Source organism: Ectothiorhodospiraceae bacterium BW-2, assembly GCA_008375315.1.
Classification (GTDB): domain Bacteria; phylum Pseudomonadota; class Gammaproteobacteria; order Thiohalomonadales; family Thiohalomonadaceae; genus BW-2.
The window spans coordinates 1,388,242-1,410,000 of the sequence record CP032507.1; the positions used below are offsets into that span (position 1 = coordinate 1,388,242).

Annotated in this window: 20 protein-coding genes and 2 rRNA genes (1 of these 22 only partly in view); 9 read left to right on the plus strand and 13 right to left on the minus strand. The window is 54.2% G+C overall.

Translation table 11 applies throughout. From position 1 onward, the window contains the following. The first annotated feature begins 12 nt into the window (after positions 1 to 12). A complete protein-coding gene (locus D5085_06630) occupies positions 13 to 417 on the plus strand; it encodes a sulfur globule protein CV1 (GenBank protein QEP42832.1) in 405 nt (134 codons plus the stop codon). A gap of 58 nt (positions 418 to 475) precedes the next feature. Here D5085_06630 and D5085_06635 read toward each other — a convergent pair whose 3' ends face one another. Genes D5085_06635 through galU form a run of 3 tightly spaced genes read right to left on the minus strand, consistent with a single transcriptional unit; the run spans position 476 to position 4,053 of the window. Continuing rightward, the gene (locus D5085_06635) at positions 476 to 2,212 is read right to left on the minus strand and encodes a hypothetical protein (protein QEP42833.1); all 1,737 of its coding nucleotides are present in this window, start codon (positions 2,210 to 2,212) and stop codon (positions 476 to 478) included. Beyond that, complete coding sequence (locus D5085_06640; protein ID QEP42834.1) at positions 2,196 to 3,140, minus strand: 5'-nucleotidase; 945 nt, start codon at positions 3,138 to 3,140, stop codon at positions 2,196 to 2,198. Before D5085_06640 ends, D5085_06635 begins: the two co-directional genes overlap by 17 nt. Then, the gene (gene galU / locus D5085_06645) at positions 3,133 to 4,053 is read right to left on the minus strand and encodes a UTP--glucose-1-phosphate uridylyltransferase (protein ID QEP42835.1); all 921 of its coding nucleotides are present in this window, start codon (positions 4,051 to 4,053) and stop codon (positions 3,133 to 3,135) included. Before galU ends, D5085_06640 begins: the two co-directional genes overlap by 8 nt. Positions 4,054 to 4,568: 515 nt before the next feature. Between galU and D5085_06650 the strand changes: the two genes are divergently transcribed. After that, positions 4,569 to 5,771 carry a peptidase M23 gene (locus D5085_06650; GenBank protein ID QEP45077.1) on the plus strand — a complete coding sequence of 401 codons (1,203 nt, stop codon included), beginning with the start codon at positions 4,569 to 4,571 and terminating at the stop codon, positions 5,769 to 5,771. Positions 5,772 to 5,774: 3 nt separating this feature from the next. Here D5085_06650 and fabG read toward each other — a convergent pair whose 3' ends face one another. From fabG to D5085_06680, 6 genes are all read right to left on the minus strand, one after another. Continuing rightward, positions 5,775 to 6,527, minus strand: a complete 753-nt coding sequence (gene fabG, locus D5085_06655) for a 3-oxoacyl-ACP reductase FabG (protein QEP42836.1) — start codon at positions 6,525 to 6,527, stop codon at positions 5,775 to 5,777. Positions 6,528 to 6,551: 24 nt separating this feature from the next. Then, entirely contained in the window at positions 6,552 to 7,481 is a 930-nt protein-coding gene (fabD, locus tag D5085_06660; protein QEP42837.1) for a [acyl-carrier-protein] S-malonyltransferase, read from the minus strand. 61 nt (positions 7,482 to 7,542) lie between these two features. Then, positions 7,543 to 8,511, minus strand: coding sequence for a ketoacyl-ACP synthase III (locus D5085_06665; protein QEP42838.1), 969 nt, complete (start codon positions 8,509 to 8,511; stop codon positions 7,543 to 7,545). 34 nt (positions 8,512 to 8,545) lie between these two features. Next, positions 8,546 to 9,559 (minus strand): phosphate acyltransferase PlsX, encoded by a 1,014-nt coding sequence (plsX, locus tag D5085_06670; protein QEP42839.1) that lies wholly within the window; start codon positions 9,557 to 9,559, stop codon positions 8,546 to 8,548. 171 nt (positions 9,560 to 9,730) lie between these two features. Next, positions 9,731 to 9,907, minus strand: coding sequence for a 50S ribosomal protein L32 (locus D5085_06675; protein QEP42840.1), 177 nt, complete (start codon positions 9,905 to 9,907; stop codon positions 9,731 to 9,733). A 92-nt stretch (positions 9,908 to 9,999) separates the two neighbouring features. After that, entirely contained in the window at positions 10,000 to 10,440 is a 441-nt protein-coding gene (locus D5085_06680; protein ID QEP42841.1) for a DNA-binding protein, read from the minus strand. Between the two features lie 116 nt (positions 10,441 to 10,556). Here D5085_06680 and D5085_06685 point away from each other — a divergent pair, with 116 nt between their 5' ends. Further along, positions 10,557 to 11,135, plus strand: a complete 579-nt coding sequence (locus tag D5085_06685; GenBank protein QEP45078.1) for a septum formation inhibitor Maf — start codon at positions 10,557 to 10,559, stop codon at positions 11,133 to 11,135. 16 nt (positions 11,136 to 11,151) lie between these two features. Here the strand turns inward: D5085_06685 and D5085_06690 are convergent, their stop codons facing one another. Next, complete coding sequence (locus tag D5085_06690; protein ID QEP42842.1) at positions 11,152 to 11,709, minus strand: hypothetical protein; 558 nt, start codon at positions 11,707 to 11,709, stop codon at positions 11,152 to 11,154. Positions 11,710 to 11,773: 64 nt separating this feature from the next. Next, on the minus strand, positions 11,774 to 12,328 hold the full coding sequence (locus D5085_06695) for a hypothetical protein (GenBank protein ID QEP42843.1): 555 nt from the start codon (positions 12,326 to 12,328) through the stop codon (positions 11,774 to 11,776). A gap of 193 nt (positions 12,329 to 12,521) precedes the next feature. Here D5085_06695 and D5085_06700 point away from each other — a divergent pair, with 193 nt between their 5' ends. From D5085_06700 to smc, 6 genes are read left to right on the plus strand one after another with little or no spacing between them, the layout of a single operon-like run. Continuing rightward, on the plus strand, positions 12,522 to 12,998 hold the full coding sequence (locus D5085_06700) for a hypothetical protein (GenBank protein ID QEP42844.1): 477 nt from the start codon (positions 12,522 to 12,524) through the stop codon (positions 12,996 to 12,998). 34 nt (positions 12,999 to 13,032) lie between these two features. Beyond that, positions 13,033 to 13,548, plus strand: coding sequence for a transcription elongation factor GreB (gene greB / locus D5085_06705; GenBank protein ID QEP42845.1), 516 nt, complete (start codon positions 13,033 to 13,035; stop codon positions 13,546 to 13,548). Continuing rightward, a complete protein-coding gene (locus tag D5085_06710) occupies positions 13,439 to 14,038 on the plus strand; it encodes a hypothetical protein (protein ID QEP42846.1) in 600 nt (199 codons plus the stop codon). Before greB ends, D5085_06710 begins: the two co-directional genes overlap by 110 nt. Continuing rightward, a complete protein-coding gene (gene holA, locus D5085_06715; protein ID QEP42847.1) occupies positions 14,028 to 15,032 on the plus strand; it encodes a DNA polymerase III subunit delta in 1,005 nt (334 codons plus the stop codon). Before D5085_06710 ends, holA begins: the two co-directional genes overlap by 11 nt. Further along, positions 15,016 to 15,729 (plus strand): ComF family protein, encoded by a 714-nt coding sequence (locus D5085_06720; protein ID QEP42848.1) that lies wholly within the window; start codon positions 15,016 to 15,018, stop codon positions 15,727 to 15,729. The genes holA and D5085_06720 overlap by 17 nt, the downstream gene beginning before the upstream one ends. Before the next feature lie 54 nt (positions 15,730 to 15,783). Continuing rightward, positions 15,784 to 19,290 (plus strand): chromosome segregation protein SMC, encoded by a 3,507-nt coding sequence (gene smc / locus D5085_06725; protein ID QEP42849.1) that lies wholly within the window; start codon positions 15,784 to 15,786, stop codon positions 19,288 to 19,290. Positions 19,291 to 19,367: 77 nt separating this feature from the next. Here smc and rrf read toward each other — a convergent pair. Together rrf and D5085_06735 are read right to left on the minus strand one after the other, a co-directional pair. Beyond that, positions 19,368 to 19,482, minus strand: a 5S ribosomal RNA gene (gene rrf, locus D5085_06730). 36 nt (positions 19,483 to 19,518) lie between these two features. Then, a 23S ribosomal RNA gene (locus tag D5085_06735) occupies positions 19,519 to 21,759 on the minus strand; it runs 664 nt beyond the window's last position.

The following is a 21,759-nucleotide window of genomic DNA, read 5'->3' on the forward strand; positions in this document are numbered from 1 at the left end:
AGATTTTTAAATATGAAAATTCGTAATCTGTTAGCCGCGACGGCTCTGTTAACTGTCACTACCGCCTCCCAAGCGTGGTGGGGGCCTTTTGATAACGATGGTTATAACAATGGCTGGGGTAACGGTTGGGGCGATACCATGGGCGACTTCTTCGGTGACGGCGCTGGTGACATGGACTTTAACATGAACTTTTCAGGCCGCTCCTCTGCTCGTACTGAAGGGCGTGGCTATGGCCGCGGCTACGGCTACGGCAACAACTACTACGGTTACGCCCCTTACTACGGCTACGCCCCTTACTATGGCTACGCCCCTTACTATGGCCAGGCCCCTTACGGCTACGGCCCCTACGGTTATGCTCCGGTACCGCCAGCAGCTGCTGCCCCCCAGCAACCTGCGGCGCCTGCCGCAGCGAAGTAAACACCCCACCTCCCTCCTTCCCCCCGGGGTGTTTCACCCGCTCTTAGGAGCGGGTTTTTTATTTGGTTTTTACCGTCAGCCGGTAGATATCGACCGAACGGCTACCATCGAACTGTAACCGTTTTAACAGCTCAGCCTCAAATCGGGGCGCTATCTTATCCTGTAACCGCCGCTTGTCGTTATCAAACTTACTCACAAAGAGGAGCTGCTGAAACAGCCCCCGCTCCAGATTGCTCACAAGGATAGCTTGGCGCTGCATCAGGGTGTGAGGCTTTATCGCTGAGTAGCCTAGCGCAGTATAGAGGCCACTGCGCTCGTTAATCACGACTGTTCCTTGCAGCGGATAGTGCTGCTGTAGATAGTGTCGTACCTGCTTATACTCTCGAAACAGCGTGAGCGACTTACCCACCTTGTTCTCTCGTGCCACCACATTGCCAGTTAGGTAGATAAACAGCAGCCCCAGTACTAACCAACCCTGACGCCACCCCTGCCAACTGCGACTGAGCCAGATCAGAGGAGTGGTCGCTAGCGGCACCAGCCACAATAGCTGTATCTGCGCTAAACGGTTAATCCACGCTAGCTGATAGTCACCGAAGTAGTAGGCGAAGTGGGCGATAGAAATTAGGCTCTGCGCCAAGAGTAGCAACCCAAACGCCAATAGGCCACGGCGCTGGCTACGCTGTCGCCACCCCCAGCCTAAAAAGATCACCCCGCCGATGAGCGCCAGCGCCACAATCCAGAGATGGGTCGGCAGACCGGCACCGCTCCAGTCACTAAAGTAGCGCCACATATTGAGCCAGTTTTCGCCAATGCCACCTAAATTGAACGCTTGGGTCGGATCATCGCCAGCATTCGCAAAGTTACTAGAGACTATCTTCTGCCACACCACCGGCAGATAGAGTAGCGGAATCAGCGGCAGAAGCAGCGAATAGCGCCACTGGAGTAGCTGCCGCCAGTGGAGTAGGATAGCCACTAGCGCTACCAGCACCACCGCTGCCGACTCGTAGCGGGCGTAGGAGGCTAATAGCGCTAATAGCAGCAGTAGCTCCATCTCCCCCCCCGAGGGACGGTGCATAAAACGCCATAGCTGCATATAGAACAGCATCACCATCAACATATTCAAAGCGTCGTAGCCGGCCGAGGTGATATTGAGCTGGTAGATAGGGAAAGAGGCGAGTAGCAGGGCCGCCACCACTCCGAAACGGAGTGAGAGGGTACGCTGAAAGAAGAGCACCACCGCACTCAGTGTCACGATAGAGACGAGTAGATTGGTGATAAAAGCGTTAAGCCAGTGAAAACCGCTAATAAAGTGCAGCAGCGCCGTCACAGTGGCAAACAGCCCCGGCCGATGGGCGGTATCGGCGTGAATCACCGACTCGCTATCGTAGTAGTGGAGCGTCTCGGTCACATTTTTCAGTGCCAGATCGGTAAAGAGGGTGCGACTGGTCGCCAAAAGGTTGGTCTCATCGGCCAATACCCGAAATTCGATCCCCACCGAGCTCCAAATCAGTGCCGTTAGTAGGGTAGCGAACAGTGCCACCCTCCCTACCCGCTGCCATGAGAGGCCGCTACTAGCGCCTAAAGTACGCCCACCGCTCATTAGTGTTAGCGCAATGGCAGCGAGAATAAAGTAGATCACTGAGGCGGCAAACCACGGCTCTCGCTGATCCAGTAGTGCTAGGTAACCGAGCAGCGACAGGGCGATGACGGTGGTCAACAGCGCCGCAAAAAAGGGGGAGTTTAATGACACGATTCGCACCACCGCACTATAATTCATCTCAATTATCCTCTTCATTTATAGGGGAGTTCTGCTCCAACCTCTTCAATTTGGAGTCGGAACGATAGGGAACCTGACTGGCCGGAATATGCTGTGAGGCCGAAATCAGGTGCGCTGGCTGATCGTCAAAATAGATGTGTGGTCTGAGCGCCTGTAGCACCTGCTCTTTAGGGAGACCGGCTAGTGCAAAAGCCTGATCGACGATAATCCCCCACTGCCGCAAAGTTTTAATCACCCGAACGTGGGCTGAGGTATTACGGGCGGTGACAATCGCCAGCTTAAGCGGTGATCGCTCCGGCCCTAGCTGCTGATTAATTTGCGATAGCACCTTCACTAGTTTGGTAAACGGCCCCTGACGCAGCTCGATATCCTCATTCTCCTCCTCATGGCGCTGAAAGGTATCGAGCCCCTCTGTGCGATAGATATACTCCGAATCGTCGCTAATAATCACCGCATCGGCATCAAAAGCGAGCCGAATCCGCTCCTGATCGGGCTGAAAGTTCTGTGGTGGATCGTAGATCACCGCCGCAGCGCACTCCTCGGTATCGATCGCGGTCTGCACATCGCGCGGATCGCGGGTAAGTAGCAGATCGACGCTAAAGGCCTTCAAAAAGGGGGCGAGAGACTCACCACCAGAGAAGGCGGAGCGACTGATGTCGATCTGATAGTGTTTAATCGAGTTATGGATCCGTAAGCCGGTATCGGGGGTATTTTTCGACATCACCACCACCTCCACCAGACGCTGATCGGTCAACTGATTGAGTCGCAGCAGCGCCTCGACTAGATGAAACGCCGTTCCCTTAGCGAGAATGACCGCCTCATTATCGAGTTGATACTGTCGATACTCGGTCAAACTCCCTTGCAGAAATATCTCGTGTTCAATCTCTAGGTCAAATAGCGCTCGTGACGAGACCCCGATCACCAGCGGCTTTAGCTCATCAACCACTCTTTTCCTTGCCACCTTTAGTTGTCTTCAGCAAATGGTTTCCCACATAGTCGCCCAACCACTGCTTAAAGGGCCCACCTAGCTTAGGATCTCGTAGTGCATATTCAACATTGGCCTGCAAAAAGCCGAGCTTATCGCCGCAGTCGTAGCTTATGCCATCAAATTTGAAGCCGAACATAATCTCAAACTCCAATAGCTGCGCCATCGCATCGGTGAGTTGAATCTCACCACCGGCCCCAGGATGGGTCTGGTGGAGCAGATCGATAATCCTAGGGGTAAAGATATAGCGCCCGACCACTGAGAGGTTCGACGGAGCCTCCTCCGCCTTCGGCTTCTCGACTAGCCCCTTAACCCGCAGATCACGACCACTATCATCCAGATCGACAATCCCATACTTATGCACCTCGCTAGTCGGCACCTCCTCTAAGGCAATAATGGAGGTGTGGGTACGGCGGTACAGATCGACCATCTGCTTTAAACAGCCCTGTTTAGGGTGGTACATCACCACATCAGGTAGGAGCACCGCGAACGGTTCGTTACCGAGTGCAGGTTCGGCACATAGGACAGCGTGCCCTAGCCCTAGCGCCTCCGGCTGGCGCACACTGATAATGCGCACCCCTTTGGGCAGAATCGACTGCTTAATTTTTAGCAGCTCCTCCTTTCCACGACGCCGGAGCTCCGCCTCTAGCTCGTAGTTCTTATCAAAGTGGTTCTCAATGGCGCTCTTATCAGAGTGAGTGACTAGGATAATATCGGTAATCCCCGCCTCGGCCGCCTCTTCAACGATATACTGTATCAGCGGTTTATCGACCACCGGCAGTAGCTCTTTGGGGATCGCTTTAGTTGCCGGCAAAAATCGCGTCCCTAAACCGGCAACCGGCAGCACCGCTTTACGAATATGGCTTGTTAACATATAGCCTCCTTAACAAAAGATTAACCCAACGGGCAGTATACCAAGCTGACAACAAAAAATAAGTCTAACAGTAATTTGTGAATGATTTCACACCCAGTTTACCTCAATACCCTCTATATTAAGCTTTGCTGATATTTTAAAATTATCGCCCAATTTTGGTTTTACCCCTAGACATCTGCAATTTGTACGCTAGAATAGCCCTAAAAACCGTTGCAACAACATAGGATTAGAGAGTCTTGTTAAATAAAGATCTTAAATTCATCGACCAGCCGATTCATATCAAGCGCCGCCGAGCTGCGCGAAATCTGTTTCTGGTGCTGCTCATCTCCACCGCAGGTCTAGCCTACGCCTTTACCGAACTGCTACAGGCCCCTCCGGTACTTCAGAGCGTTTCGCTCTCAAAAATAGCGCTGCAACAGCAGACAGAGGCGGAGCAGCAGGCCTCCACACTGCCTACCGACTCGCTCCATCTAGCCTCCCTTGAGCTCAGGGCTCCCCCCTTTAAGCCGGCACAGATGGAGAGCCAGCCGCTACAACCAGAGGCCCTCCTCCTCTCCACGGCAGAGGAGAGCCCTCAGGCGGCAGAAGCGGCCCCTCCCCCCCCCCCCTCCCCTATCAAATGGCATGAGGCGACTGTCAGCAGTGGTGACAACTTAACTCTCATCTTCTCCCGTTTCAATTTAGGTGCTGCCACAGTCGCCGAGCTTCTAGCGATCGATAAGCGCCACGATAAGCTGCTACACAAGCTGCGTATCGGCCAAAAGCTGCAACTGGCCACTAATGAGGGGGCACTACTGTCGCTACACTACCGCATCTCACCCCTTGTGACCGCCAAATTTGAGCGCAATGACGCCGATAAGTTCGACTACCAAAAAATTGAACGCGAACACGATATTCAGACCACATTCGCCGCCGCCACCATTGAGGAGTCACTCTATAAGAGCGGCGTAGCGGCAGGGTTGAGCGATAATTTAATTATGGAGCTCGCTAACCTCTTCGGGTGGGATATCGACTTTGCGCTCGATATTCGCAAAGGCGATCAATTTATCGTCCACTATGAGGAGCTCTATTTAGATGGCAACAAGGTGCGTGATGGCCAGATCATCGCCGCCGAGTTCACGAATCGCAGCCATAAATATCAGGCCTTTCGTCATCTAACCAGCAACGGCGATGCACAATACTTTGATGCCGAAGGGCAGAGTATGCGCAAAGCATTTTTGCGTAGTCCGGTCGATTTTCGCCGCATCTCCTCCCGCTTTCAGCCCGAACGCTACCACCCAGTGCTGGGGGTCAAACGGCCCCACCGCGGGGTTGATTATGCGGCGGCAACAGGCACGCCAATTAAGGCCGCCGGTGATGGCAAGGTGCTCTTTGTCGGTAAAAAAGGGGGCTACGGTAATACCGTTATTCTGCAACACGGTGGCCAGTTCACCACCCTCTATGGCCACATGTCGCGTTTTAAGCGCGGGTTACGCAAAGGGGAAAGGGTCTCTCAGGGGGAGATTATCGGCTATGTTGGCTCAACCGGACTGGCAACCGGCCCCCATCTCCACTACGAGTTCAGAGTCAACGGCACTCACAAAAACCCGCTTACGGTCAAGTTTCCCGATGCCGAACCGATTGAACCGCGCTACCGTAGCACCTTTTTAGCGCAGGCGACTAGGCTACAGACCCTGCTAGAGCGCTACCAGCAGTCGCAGCTTGCGCTTAACGATTAGCCCTCAGGCCATATACATCCCGCCGTTCACATGAATGGTCTCGCCGCTAATGTAGCTCGCTGCCGGTGAGGCCAAAAAGGCAACTGTGGCGGCGATCTCCTCCGCCCTGCCCAGTCGCGCTAACGGAATTTGGGTCAATAGCGCCTGCTTCTGTTCCTCAGCTAACGCACGAGTCATATCGGTATCGATAAACCCCGGCGCGACACAATTCACGGTAATACCGCGCGAACCGACCTCGCGCGCTAGCGATTTAGAAAAACCGATCATCCCCGCCTTCGCCGCTGCGTAGTTGCTCTGGCCGGCATTGCCGCTGACACCGACGACTGAGGCGATGCTGATAATCCGCCCCCGTTTAGCCTTCATCATGCCGCGAATGACCGCCTTAGAGAGGCGATAAATGGAGGAGAGATTGGTATCGATAATCTCCTCCCACTCACTCTCCTTCATCCGCATTAGCAGGTTATCACGGGTAATACCGGCGTTATTAACCAAAATCGTCGGCGCTGAGAACAGCTCGGTGATCGCTTTAAGCGTCGTCTCAATCGACTCGGGGTCGGTCACATTGAGCACGCGACCTTCGCCCCGAAGGTCGGCTTGACGCAGCCCCTCGCCTATCGCCGCCGCCCCTCTCTCAGAGGTGGCGGTACCGATAACGGTCGCCCCCATCTGACCAAGCTGCAAGGCGATCGCCTGACCAATGCCACGACTCGCACCGGTGACTAGCGCCACCTCCTGACTTAAATCAAATCTCATCATTGTCACCTTCTCTCGTCTCTAGTCTCAATGTAACTTTAGTGCTTGGTGCAGTGTCTCTGAATCGAACACCGACACGGTGCTCACCACCGTGGTAATGCGCTTATTTAATCCGGCCAACACCTTACCACTACCGAGCTCTAACGCTGTCGTAACGCCCTTATCGGCTAACATTGAGACTATCTCCACCCAGCGTACGGGGCTATAGAGCTGTCGCACTAGCGCCAATTTAATCGCCTCAGGCTCAAATTCGCAGGCGACATCGACATTGTTAATGACGGCAATCTCAGGTGCCGTTATCGTCGTCTTAGCCAACTTTTGTGCTAGCTGCTCTGCCGCAGGGGCCATTAATGCGCAGTGGGATGGCACACTCACCGGTAGCCGTTTGGCGCGTTTAGCGCCGGCCGCTTTAGCAGCGACTGACGCTGCCTCCACCGCATCGCGATGACCGGCGATCACTATCTGTTGTGGTGAGTTAAAGTTCACCGCACTTACCAGCGATTCGGGGGTCGATATCTCGGCACAGAGCTTAACGACCGGCTCGCTATCGAGCCCCATAATCGCCGCCATCGCACCCACACCATCGGGCACCGCCTGCTGCATCAGTTTACCCCGTTCGGCGACCAGCACCACCGCCTCGGCAAGCCCTAGGCTACCGGCTGCAACTAAGGCGGTGTACTCGCCGAGGCTGTGGCCAGCTAGATAGGCGGGGGTTACCCCCTGCTGCTGCCATAGGCGCCACACGGCTACTCCAGCGGTGAGCATCACCGGCTGGGTTAGATCGGTACGGTTTAACTGCGCCTCCGGCCCCTGACTCATCAGCTGCCACAGATCTTCGCCAAGTGCTGCCGAGGCCTCGGCCACCGTCTCTTTAAGCTGCGGATAGTGCGCCGCCAACTCGGTTAACATACCTACTGACTGGGAACCCTGTCCCGGGAAGAGTACCGCTACACTCATGCGTTTGACACGACCTCACTAAAAAAAGTTACTTCAAACCGAACTACCCGTGGCGATGGCGCTAATAGCGAACCAAGACCGATCCCCAAGTAAACCCACCACCAAACGCCTCTAGTAGTAACACTTCGCCCCGCTGAATACGCCCATCTCTCACCGCAGTATCGAGCGCTAGCGGCACCGATGCGCCCGAGGTATTCCCGTGGCGATCCACTGTCACGACAACCCTCTCCATCCCCATCTTCAGCTTTTTGGCGGTGGCCTGAATAATGCGAATATTGGCCTGATGGGGGACTAACCAGTCGATATCGCCCCGATCCATACAGTTCGCCGCTAGCGTCTCATCGACAATCTGTCCTAGGGTATTCACCGCCACTTTAAAGACCTCGTTACCACGCATCTCCACATAGGCACTACCCGCCAAAATCGCGCTATAGTCGGTCGAGACACCAGCCTGTATCTGAAGTAGATCTTTATATTGGCCATCGGCGTGAAGATGGGTAGAGAGAATCCCCGCCTCGTCAGAGGGCTCTAGCACCACCGCGCCGGCACCATCACCAAACAGAATTGAGGTGCCGCGATCACTCCAGTCGGTAATTGCCGACATCGTCTCGGCCCCCACTACCAGCACCTTTTTATGGCTGCCGCTCTGAATAAATTTATCGGCAACCGTTAGGGCGTAGATAAAGCCGGTACAGACCGCCTGGACATCAAACGCCGCCGCGCCATGGTTATCGAGCCGCTGTTGTAGCAGACAGGCGGTGCTAGGAAAGATCTGATCTGGGGTCGTGGTCGCCACGATAATCAGATCGAGCTCTGCGGCGCTCATATCGGCCGCCTGTAGCGCCTGTTGCGCCGCCTGCTCGGCCAGATCGACGGTACTCTGCCCGCTACTGACTAAGTGTCGCTGCTTAATCCCCGTACGAGTCGTAATCCACTCATCGGTAGTATCGACCATCTGTTCGAGATCGGCATTGGTTAAAATCCGCTCGGGCAGGTAGCTGCCGGTCGCGGTTATCTTTGTATAACGCATGATAAGTGATAATACTCCCACCCCATTAAGGGGGCTATTTCACGGCATGGAGTTCGAGTAGTCGATGCCGAATCTGCTCTGGGACATTCTTCTCTATTTCAATTACCGCTTCGCGAATGGCGGTTGTATAGGAGAAGATATCGGCGCTGCCGTGGCTCTTAATCACAATACCGTTCAGGCCGACTAAACTTGCCCCGTTATAGGCGCGAGGATCGATCCGACGCCGAAAGGCTCGTAGTACCGGCAGTGCCGCCAAGCCGCTCAAACGGGTCAGCCAGTTACGCTTAAACTCCTGCCGCATGGTGTGGCTAATCATCTTCGCTAACCCCTCACTGGTTTTGAGGGCGACATTGCCAACAAAACCATCGGCGACAATGACATCGACTCCGCCACGGTAGATGGCATCCCCCTCGACATAGCCAATATAGTTTAGCTCGCTCTGTTGCAGCAGTTGGTGCGTCCGTTTTACCTGCTCATTCCCCTTGATCTCCTCTTCGCCAACATTGAGTAGGCCAATAGAGGGGCGCTCAATACTATCTACGGCACTCGTCAGCACCGACCCCATGAGGGCGAACTGGTAGAGAATCGTCGCATCGCTATCGACATTCGCGCCTAAATCAAGCATGTGAGTATGGCCACTAATGGTCGGCAGGGCGGTAATAATTGCCGGTCGGTCAACACCGGCGAGCGTCTTTAGGACAAAGCGAGAGGTGGCCATTAACGCACCGGTATTACCCGCGCTCACACACGCCTTAGCTCGCCCCGTTTTGACTAAGTCTATCGCTACTCGCATAGAGGAGTCTTTTTTGTTTCGTAGCGCCTTAGAGGGGAGCTCATCCATGGTAACAACTTGAGAGGTGTGCACCACCTCAATAGCACTGCCGGCGTAGCGACTACTCTGCAGCTGCTGCTCAATTTGAGCTTGATCACCGACTAGCAGTAGCTGTAGCTCCGGCTGCTGCCGACAACACTCGACAGCGGCAGGCACAGTCACCTCTGGCCCAAAATCGCCCCCCATAGCGTCAATAGCGATGGTCATCTTTTGCATAGTTGAGAGTTAAGGTGCCTCTATTTTTGGCAGTTTAGCAGGCTTACAGACAATAAATCCCGGTTAAACCGGGATCTATTCTCACGACCACAAAAGAGTCGCCGCACAGCCTGTCTTAAAGGGACAGTTCAGAGGAAGCCACTACACGACGATAGTCTTGAACCATTAGGATCACGATTGAACATCCACCACCTTGCGGCCACGGTAGTAGCCATCGGCACTGATATGGTGGCGACGATGGGTCTCACCGGTTGTCGGCTCAATGGAGAGTGTCGGCTTCGACAGCGCATCGTGCGCGCGACGCATACCGCGACGGGAAGGAGATTTCTTGTTTTGCTGAACAGCCATGGGTTATACCTCGAACTAGCTAAAAATTTTCAAAAATTGATGTTACAACAGCGAGCACTACACCAGTTAACTACCATCGCTTGGCAAATAGATCAAGACCTCTGTTGCGGACAATCGCTCTCAGAGTGTAGCGCAATTAGCGGTAACGCTAATAGCAGCTCCTCCTCGATCACATCGGCCACGGTAATCAGGCCATCGGTCACCAGCAGCGGTTCATAAGACGGATCCAGTGCTGCGACCGCTCTCTCCGAATCGACCAGCGCTAAATGAAACTGCAACTGAAGCGGCCACACAAACGGGGTTAGACAGCGCTGACACAGCAGCTCTAGCTCTGTGTCTAATTCACCGCGCCAGTAGTGAATCCCCGTCAGATCGACACCACACTCTAACCGCAGCCGAACCTCACCATGGTGGCCATGGAGCAGCTCTCCTAGCCGCGACATTGTGGCTAGAGGTAAGCTCCCCCGAAAACGCTCCTGCTTACGGGCAGAGCGCCAAGGATCAAGCCGTACCGGCAAACGCTCGCTTTTCATAGGGCGCGAATCATACTGGTAGAGCGTAGCTGTGTCAAAAGAAAAGATTGGCCTAAACAGAGAGGTTGACTACAATAGGCGGTCTCGATAACCGCTGCCAAATTGATACATTGACCATGCAACCACTCATACTCGCCTCTACCTCCCCCTTTAGGCGCGAACTGCTACAGAAACTTAGGCTACCTTTTCTCTGCGCCGCACCGGCGATTGATGAGTCGGCTATCGCCGGTGAATCGGCCACCGCACTGGTTGAGCGGCTAGCGAGAGCGAAGGCAGAGGCCGTTGCCACAGCCCACCCCGATGGGCTGATTATCGGCTCCGATCAGGTAGCGACACTAGGGGAGAGCGTGTTGGGTAAACCGGGCGATCACGCCACGGCGCTACAGCAGCTAACGGCGTGTCAGGGGCAAAAAGTGGTGTTTCAGACCGCTCTAGCGCTATTGAATGGCCGTACAGGCCAGATACAGAGCCAGGTGGTGCCGTTTACAGTCTATTTTCGCCAGCTCCCTATCGCCCAGCTCGAACGCTACTTAGCGTTAGAGCAGCCCTATCAGTGCGCCGGCAGTTTTAAATCGGAGGGGTTAGGGATCGCCCTCTTCTCTAAACTAGAGGGGGAGGATCCCAATACGCTAATCGGTCTGCCGCTGATTGCGCTTATCGCGATGCTAGAGCGGGAGGGAGTCTCGCCACTATAGCCCGTCGGTCGCTCGGCTACTCTGGCAGTGACTGCTCTAGCTCCTTAAACGCCCCCTGACTCTCTCGCTGCCCCTCTAACTCATCGAAGGCGTTACCGGCCCGATAGCGGCTTAAGCGGTGGGAGATATCGATAAGACGCTGCTTCTCATACGCCTCAAGGGTGGTTTTATCGATACACCCTTTCACAAAGACCCGCTCCACCTCCTCCTCATAACTAATTTTAATAAAGTTCATCTTCGCCTCGACAAAGAGCGGTAGCTGTGGGTCTTGCTTAAACTGATTGACCATCTGCCGCTCCTCTACGGTGCGCACTTGGTGCAGATTCTCATAGACCACGACATCGGTCAGCCTCTCTATCCGCTGCACCATAAGCTGCTTATTGGCACTTTTCGCCCGCTCTAACAGATAGTAGTCGCCATCAATAAAGTTAAATGTACAAAATTTGCTCGCCTCCTCGTGATAGTACCATCTAGGTGCGCCATCAACCTCCACTTCGGTGGTCGATTTCAGATACTGTTCAAATAGAAATGAGGCTAGCGTATTCACTAGCGACAGCAGTAACCCTTCAAGCATATTAAACTCCTCATATACGTATAGATAGTGGATAGACAGTGGTTAGGGGGAATAGTCGTTGCGCTCAATGGAGCAGCCTAGAGGGCTCGGTCACCTCTTTTTCGGCATGGTTCACAGCGGTGCTAAGATTCCACTCAGCCCGAGTGATGCCGTCGTGGAGCAGCTTCTGCAATCCAAAGATCATCTTTTGATCCAAGCTCATATTGATGCTCTGCTGCTTGATCGTCACGACCGTTAACTGTAGCGCACCACTGCTCTGTAGGTGGTAGTCGATGCGGTTAGCTAACAGTGGGCTCTTACCTAGCGGTGTCGCTGCCGGCGGGGTGTGAGCCGCTGTTGGCGTGGAGAAGTCGAGTTGCTGTAGCGCCTGCTGGCGCTCAAACTGGGCGATACCGGGTAGCGCCTGCGCTAGCTGCCCCCCTTCGAGCTCCCCCTCTGCCGGACGATACTCTCGCGCTAGATTTTTGCGCGTTACCTGCTCTAGCACCCGCATTAATAGCTGACTGAAGCGGCGAGTAAAGTAAAGATAGATATCACTTAAGTCACTATCTCTTAAGGTGACCAGTAGCCTATCTTCGGTCGGATCATAACGGACATTTAACTGCTGCAGTTTGGCCATATTTTAAGTTCTCTAAAAAACGATGAAGTCCCTAAAGAGTAGGGGGTCTGCGCAGTAGATGCAACGATATCGACCAAGAAGGGTGCAAATCGTACCGTTGGCGTGTACCATTCTCCCCCTGTTCGGTTCATCAACGCCGACTCTGCCCCAGCGCGGAATTTATGACACTTACCACTCAAATGGAGCTTAGCTTATGTTAAAACCACTCACACTCGCCCTTGCCGCAACCCTGTTCACCACGAGTAGCGCCTTTGCCTGTCCCGGTAAAGGGGGAATGGACGGCCCTAGCGGCATGAGTGCCCCCGGCGGCGACTTTATGGCTCGCGCCTACCACTATCTGCAAATTAGTGACGAACAACAGGCAGCATGGGAGAGCTTTGCGACAGCGCTACAACAGGAGCAAATGGCTCACCGCTCCCATCGCTCCCACCGGCACATGAAGAGGGCAAACTCAGACAACGACAATCCGTTTGCTGCCCGGGTAGCCATGATGCAGAGCCACCTAGAGCAGGTTCAAGCGGTCGCCACAGCCTATGATGAGCTCGTCGCCACCCTCAGTGAGGAGCAGAAGGGGCGTCTGGCGGTGATTAATGGCAAGCGCCCCCCAATGCCGATGCACCACCAAGGGGGAATGACACCCCCAGCAAAAACCTTGACAGGGAGTGAATAGCCGAGCCGCCCTAGCGTTACTCCAGTCTTAGTCTATGGCCTCACCGTCTCACTACATTACCTACGAGGGGGCACAGCGGTTACAGCAGGAGCTCAATTTTCTCTGGAAAGAGAAGCGCCCTGCTGTCACCCGAGCCGTCTCTGCGGCGGCAGCGTTAGGTGATCGCTCAGAAAATGCCGACTATATCTATGGCAAAAAGCAGCTACGAGAGATAGATAAGCGAGTACGCTTTCTGAGCAAGCGGCTCGATGAGCTCACGATCGTTCACGAACCGCCGCAAGATCAGAGCCGAGTCTTCTTTGGCGCTTGGGTTACCATCGAAGATGAACAGGGTCAAGCGCAGTGCTACCGACTAGTCGGTAGTGATGAGTACGATCCGGCTCGTCACTGGATTAGCCTCCACTCCCCGATGGCAAAAGCGCTGCTCGGACGCTCACTAGATGATGAGATTGAGGTCGTGCTCCCCCGAGGAAGAGGGCATTATACCATTATTGCCATCCACTATCGGGGCGATAGCAGCCAGCCGTTTATCAAGCCAGAGTGGGCGTAACGGGATCTCTATGCCCAAAAACACCCTGCTACCGCTACTGCTGCTACTGTTAACCGGCTGTAGCGGCTATCAGCTACGCGGCAGCAGTGACATCGCCCCCCCTCCTCCCACAACTCTTACCCTACAGGGGCTGCACTACGGCTCACCGCTCTATCGAGCCTTGCAGCGTCAGTGGCAATTGCTAGGCATCACCCAAACGCCAGTTGCCCCATGGCAACTTGACTGTACCCCTCCCCGCTGGTCTAACACCCTACTCTATCGACAGAGCGGTGAGCAGGCGCTCTATGAGCTAGCCCTAGAGCTAAGCTGCACCCTCACCCACCAGCAGCAGTCACAGCCACAGCGATTCACACAGAGACTAGAACGAGACTACTCGGCACTGGCGGATAGTCCGCTAGCCATTAGTGCTCAAGAGCGTTATGTACGCCAACAGCTAGCCGATGAGGCGGCCACAGAGCTGATGCAACACCTAAGCCGCCATGTCGATTGAGCTCCAAAACCGCACGCTCTCCGGTGCCATTTGGGTGATCGGTGATGAGCCGCTACAATTTAATGAAACCCTCGACCAGCTACGCCAAAGCGCACGACAGCAGGGATATGGGGAGCGAGAGGTCTATGATGTCGAACCGGGATTTAACTGGGAGGCACTCTTTGCCAATAGCCGTATGAAGTCGCTCTTCGCCGCTAAAACGGTAGTTGATGTTCGACTCCACCACCCCCCCGATGCCGCAACACTAAAACAGATAACTCAAGCGATCACCTCATGGCCCGCCGATAAACTACTGCTGTTAAGCTATGCCGTTGCCGAGGGAACACCAACTAAAAAGCTAGCCTGGGTAAAGAGGCTACCCGATACCCTGCTGCTCATTCAGATCAAAAAGATCCCCCCCTATAAACTCCCCAATTGGCTACAGCAACGGGCTCGCCAACAGCGGATAACCTTGACGACCGAGGCGGCTCGACGACTCGCACAGTTAACCGAAGGCAATCTCATTGCCGCCATCCAAGAGCTGCAAAAGTTACAGCTAAACGACCCTGAACGACAGCAGTTCGATATTGAGCAGCTTAAAACGCTGCAACAGAGTGCCCACTACACCCCATTCGCCCTGTGGGATGCTATTTTAGAGCGCAATCCCCAAAGAGCGGTACAGATAGTTCAGACACTCAGAGCAGAAGGGGAGGCGGTACCACAACTCCTATGGCTTATAGAGCGGGAGCTGACCTGCATGGTCGAGGCGAGTAGCTATCTGAGCCGTCGCCAGTCGCTACAGCCACTATGGCAAGAGAGAAATCTATTCAACTCCCTGCGTCCTGCCACCGAAAAGCTCCTACAGAGCCACTCAGAGCTCTTCTGGCAGCAGGCACTCATTCGAACCGCCGCCATTGATCGCCTTGGCAAGTCGGAGGAGAGCGACTTAGCTTGGTGGCAGTTAGAGGAGCTAGTCGCCAAACTGGCCACCCCCCAAGTTGCGCACGCTCATTAGACAGCTTCCATCGCGCCTCTTCCCCTCTCGCTGCCTACTCTGCGGTAGCTCGTCCCCGCTCGATTCGGGTGTCGATAACCTCTGTCGCGGCTGCTTTGCCTCTCTGCGCCCTAATGTGGGCTACTGCCAACGATGCGCCCTGCCGATCCACGCTGAATCGGCCCAGATCTGTAGTCAATGTAGCGTCAACCCACCGCTCTTTAGCCGTATCTATGCCCCGTGGCTCTACCAAGCTCCCCTAAAACAGCTCATTATCGGGCTTAAATTTCAACACCAACTAAGCCATGCCCCCTTACTCGCAGAGCTAATGGCACTCACTCTACCCCGACCGCTCCCCGATCTGCTGCTACCGATCCCGCTCCACCACCGTCGCATGGCAGAGCGCGGTTTTAACCAAACCGAAGAGATCGGTCGCCACCTAGCTAAGCTTGGTGCTATCGATTTCGAGACTAAGGCACTGCGCCGTATTCGCCCGACCCAACCACAAACAACACTCCATAGCCGTACCGCCCGCCAACTCAACCTTAGAGGGGTCTTTGCCACCTCGCCTCGCCTCACCCACTGGCCGCAACGAATCGCCCTGCTCGATGATGTCGTAACCACCGCAACCACAGTGAATGAAGCCGTTTCAACCCTACTTAACGCCGGAGCGACCACAGTTGAGGTGTGGGCAGTGGCACGAGCCACCTTTTCATAGTACCCTCTGCACCTCTCCCTCTTTAAACATGGAAAAAGACCACTCCTTACCACTATGCGCCTGAGCAGAATCAAACTAGCCGGGTTTAAATCGTTTGTCGATCCGACCACTGTGCCATTTCCAACTAACCTAACTGGAGTGGTAGGACCAAATGGCTGTGGTAAATCGAATATTATCGATGCTGTGCGCTGGGTGATGGGGGAGAGTTCGGCTAAACATCTGCGTGGCGACTCGATGACCGATGTCATTTTTAACGGCTCCACCGCTCGTAAGCCGGTAGGACAGGCCGCTATCGAACTGATTTTTGATAATAGCGATCACACCCTCACTGGGGAGTATGCCGCCTTTAACGACATTTCGATTCGACGGCAGTTAAATCGTGACGGCCAATCGATCTACTCTCTTAACGGCACCCGCTGTCGCCGCCGAGATATTACCGACATCTTTTTAGGCACCGGTCTAGGACCACGCAGCTACGCCATTATCGAACAGGGGATGATTTCACGACTCATTGAGGCTCGACCAGAAGAGCTACGCCAACTCCTAGAGGAGGCGGCTGGGATTTCCAAATATAAAGAGCGACGCAAAGAGACCGAGCGGCGCATGACCCAGACCCGCGACAACCTAGAGCGTTTAAACGATATTCGGGAGGAGCTACAAAAACAGCTCGACAAACTACAGCGCCAAGCCGACACGGCTCGCCGTTACCAAGCCCTGCAACAGCAGCAACAGCAGCTCGGCCGGCAACTCCTCATGCGTCGCTGGGACGATATTGAACAACTCGCTATCGGCATGGAGCAGCAACTGACACAACACCAGCTCCAGCAGGCGCAGTTAACTGCTCGCCTCACCCACACCGATACCCTACTCGAACAGCTACGCCAACAGCAACAGCAGCAGCAACAGGCGACCCAAGAGAGCCAAGCAGAGCTCTATCGCCTCGGCAGCGAACTGGTTCGGTGCGAACAGACGATTCACCATAAACAGGAGCAGAGCCGACAACAGCAGCAACAATTAGAGCAGCTAGATCAGCAGTATCAGCAGCTAGCCCAGCAGTTACAAGGTGATCAGCAGCAGCAGATATCCCACCAACTAGAGCTACAACAGCTTACCCCCGAACTACAACGACAGCAGCAGCAGTTTGAAGAGTTACAGCTGCAACTCGAACAGAGTGAGTCACAGCAGCAGCAGTGGCAACAGCGATGGGAGCAGTTTCATCAGCAGGCGGCTGAGCCGATACGCACCGCCGATCTCGAACGGCAGCGTATCGGCCAATTAGAGCAGCAACAGCAGCAGCGAAGAGAGCGACAGCAACGACTCGAACAGGAGCGGCAGCAGCTCAACCTGATCCAGCTAGAGCAGGAGCTGCAACAGCTACAGTTTGAGTATGAGGAGAGTGACCTAAAGCGACAGGAGCAGCAGCAGCAGCTAGCACAGCTCGACGATGAACAGCAGCACCAGCACCATACCCTTCGACAGCTTGAACAGCAGCTCAATCTGATCAGACAGCAGCTTAGTGAACAGCAGGGGCAGCTAAGCTCGCTACGAACCCTACAGCAGGCGGCGCTCAATAACCCCGACTCGCCCCTGCCGCCCCACCTACAACAGCTCGGCATCGCTGACGATCTGCGTCTGCCACAACTCCTCATCGCCGCAGCGGCATGGCAACCGGCAGTCGAAGCGATTTTGCAGCATGCCTTTAACGCTATCTGTCTCATTGATGGAAAGAGCGTTAACTGGTCTCAGTTCGACCAGCTCACCAATACCATGGTCATCTTTCCTCCCAAAGCGGCTCCCCACCAGCCCCCCCCTTTCGGTCGCTGGTTGAGCGACTATGTCGATGGAAGCTGGAGGGAGCTATCGCTACTACAAGGGGTGATTGCGGTTGAGAGCCTTGATCAGGCACTAGAGTGGCAACCACAACTCCCTCAACACCACACAATGGTTACCCCCGAGGCGATCATCGTTGGTCAAGAGTGGATTGCATGGCCAGAGCAGCAAGCGCAGAACGGTAATATTCTACAGCGCCAACAGCAGCTCGAAGCGAGTGAGGCGGCGGTTGCCCTGCACAAAGAGAGGCTAGAGCAGCTCCAACAGCAGCACCAAAACGACGAGGAGCTGTTAGCCGAGTTACAACAACAGCAGCAGCTACAACAGCAGCAACTGATCCAATCTCAACGCCAAACCCATCTACTAGAGGGTAAACTACAGACCAAACAGGCCCGAATCGAACATCTACAACAGCGACAGCAGCAGCTAGCGCAGGAGTTAACCGAGCTAGAGCAGCAGCAGCAGCTCGATAATCAACAGCTAGTCGCCTCACAACAGCAGCTACACCGTGCCCTAGCGCAGACAGAAGAGCTAGCGCAGCAGCGACAACAGCTACAGCAGCAGCGGGAACACTACAGCCAACAACTACAGCAGCAACGACACCAGCGTGATCGACAGCAGCAGCAGTTACATCAACGACAACTCCAACAGCAGCAAGCACAACACCACTACCAGGCGGCTAGCGAAGCGTGTGAACGGGGAGAGGCTCAACTACAACTCATTGCGGCACGAATCACCACACTCAAACAGACTCTTAGCGAGACGAGCTCCCCCATTGAGGCGCTACTAGAGCAGCAGCAGCTACTGTTAGAACAGCGTGCTGAAAACGAGTTAGAGCTACAGCAGCGGCGACAGCAGCTATCACAGATAGAGGCTAATATGGGTGAGCAGGAGCAGCAGCGGCTAGAGAGCGAAGTCTATCTCAATCGTCTCAGAGAGCGCCTCGCCACCGAACAGTTGACACTACAGGAGCAGCGAGTACGGCAGCAGACACTACTCGAACAGCTCGATAGCGACCCACAGCAGCGACAAGAGCTACTCAAGTCACTAACTCCAGAGGATACCGTCGCCCACCTAGAGCAGCAGCGGCAGCAACTAGCAGATCGCATCGCTCGTCTCGGCACCATTAATCTAGCCGCGATAGAGGAGTATAACCAGCAACTAGAGCGAAAAAACTACCTAGATGCACAGTTTAACGATTTACAAACCGCACTAGAGACTCTGGAAAGTGCCATTCGAAAAATAGATCGCGAAACCCGCCAACGCTTTAAAACGGTCTTCGAACAGGTCAATCAGGGGCTACAACAGCGCTTTCCGACCCTATTCGGCGGCGGCAGCGCCTATCTGGAGCTGACAGGAGAGGATCTACTCGATACTGGGGTAACGATTATGGCCCGCCCCCCTGGCAAACGCAACAGCACCATTCATCTCCTCTCGGGTGGGGAGAAGGCCTTAACCGCTGTCGCGTTAGTATTTACCATTTTTGAGTTAAACCCCTCCCCTTTCTGTATGCTAGATGAGGTCGATGCTCCACTAGATGAGGCTAATGTCGGCCGCTTTTGCGCTATGGTGCGGGAGATGTCTCAGCAAGTGCAGTTTATATTCATCACCCATAATAAAGTCACGATGGAGTTAGCTTCGACACTAGCTGGAGTCACTATGCATGAAGCGGGCGTGTCACGCTTAGTTGCAGTGGATGTCGAAGAGGCGATAGAGATGGCTACGACCTGACTCAGTTTAGGTTAACTTAACACTCTCCAAACGAAAAAAGCCTCTGCTAGGCTATAGCAGAGGCTTTAGGAATAAGTTCCTGGCGGTGACCTACTTTCACATAGCATCTGCCACACTATCATCGGCGCTGAGCAGTTTCACTTCTGAGTTCGGGATGGGGTCAGGTGGTTCCCACTCGCTATTGCCACCAGGAAAAACAGGTACAGGCAAGCATGTTAATAATCGGCTAAACCCTTTGGGGTTATATGGCCAAGCCTCACGGGCAATTAGTACGGGTTAGCTTCATCCATTACTGAACTTCTACACCCCGCCTATCAACGTCGTGGTCTCCAACGGCCCTTTAGGGGACTCTAAGTCCCAGTGAGAACTCGTCTTGAGGGAGGCTTCCCGCTTAGATGCTTTCAGCGGTTATCCCGTCCGAACATAGCTACCCGGCAGTGCCACTGGCGTGACAACCGGAACACCAGAGGTTCGTCCACTCCGGTCCTCTCGTACTAGGAGCAGCTCCTCTCAATTCTCAAACGCCCACGGCAGATAGGGACCGAACTGTCTCACGACGTTCTGAACCCAGCTCGCGTACCACTTTAAATGGCGAACAGCCATACCCTTGGGACCGACTACAGCCCCAGGATGTGATGAGCCGACATCAAGGTGCCAAACACCGCCGTCGATATGAACTCTTGGGCGGTATCAGCCTGTTATCCCCGGAGTACCTTTTATCCGTTGAGCGATGGCCCTTCCATTCAGAACCACCGGATCACTAAGACCTACTTTCGTACCTGTTCGACTTGTCTGTCTCACAGTCAAGCACCCTTGTGCCTTTACACTAACCGCATGATGTCCGACCATGCTTAGGGTACCTTCGTGCTCCTCCGTTACTCTTTGGGAGGAGACCGCCCCAGTCAAACTACCCACCATACACTGTCCCTGAACCGGTTTACGGCCCGAGGTTAGAACTCCAAACATGCCAGGGTGGTATTTCAAGGGCGGCTCGGCTAAAACTGGCGTTTTAGTTTCATTGCCTCCCACCTATCCTACACAAGCAGGTTCAAAATTCAGTGCAAAGCTGTAGTAAAGGTTCACGGGGTCTTTCCGTCTAGCCGCGGGTACGCTGCATCTTAACAGCGATTTCAATTTCACTGAGTCTCGGGTGGAGACAGTGTGGCCATCGTTACGCCATTCGTGCAGGTCGGAACTTACCCGACAAGGAATTTCGCTACCTTAGGACCGTTATAGTTACGGCCGCCGTTTACCGGGGCTTCGATCAAGAGCTTCGCTTGCGCTAACCCCATCAATTAACCTTCCGGCACCGGGCAGGCGTCACACCCTATACTTCATCTTTCGATTTTGCAGAGTGCTATGTTTTTGATAAACAGTCGCAGCCACCTGGTTATTGCAACCTGTTTCAGCTCTACTTGCTAGAAGCTTCACTTAATGCAGGCACACCTTCTCCCGAAGTTACGGTGCTATTTTGCCTAGTTCCTTCACCCGAGTTCTCTCAAGCGCCTTGGGATTCTCACCCCGCCCACGTGTGTCCGTTTGGAGTACGGTCCTTATTAGCTGAAGCTTAGAGGGTTTTCCAGGAAGCAGGGCATCAATCACTTCAGTTCCGTAGAACTTCGTCATTACCTCTCAGTATTAAGTACCCGGATTTGCCTAAGTACTCTACCTACAGGCTTAAACTAACTATTCCAACAGTTAGCTGACCTAGCCTTCTTCGTCACCCCATCGCACTAATAAGCGGTACAGGAATATTAACCTGTTTCCCATCAGCTACGCATTTCTGCCTCGCCTTAGGGGCCGACTAACCCTGCGCCGATGAACGTTGCGCAGGAAACCTTGGGCTTTCGGCGTGCGAGACTTTCACTCGCATTGTCGTTACTTATGTCAGCATTCGCACTTCTGATACCTCCAGCAAACCTCCCGGTTCACCTTCAACAGCCTACAGAACGCTCCTCTACCAAGCGTGTATACACGCTTCCGCAGCTTCGGTACGAAACTTCAGCCCCGTTATATCTTCCGCGCAGGCCGACTCGACCAGTGAGCTATTACGCTTTCTTTAAAGGATGGCTGCTTCTAAGCCAACCTCCTGGCTGTCTCTGCCTTCCCACATCGTTTCCCACTAAGTTTCGATTTTGGGACCTTAGCTGGCGGTCTGGGTTGTTTCCCTCTCCACGACGGACGTTAGCACCCGCCGTGTGTCTCCCATGATTGCACTTTACGGTATTCGGAGTTTGCATCGGGTTGGTAAGCCGGGATGGCCCCCTAGCCGAAACAGTGCTCTACCCCCGTAAGTGAGACATGAGGCGCTACCTAAATAGCTTTCGAGGAGAACCAGCTATCTCCGGGCTTGATTAGCCTTTCACTCCGATCCACAGCTCATCCCCTCATTTTTCAACATAAGTGGGTTCGGGCCTCCAGCGCGTGTTACCGCACCTTCACCCTGGCCATGGATAGATCGCCCGGTTT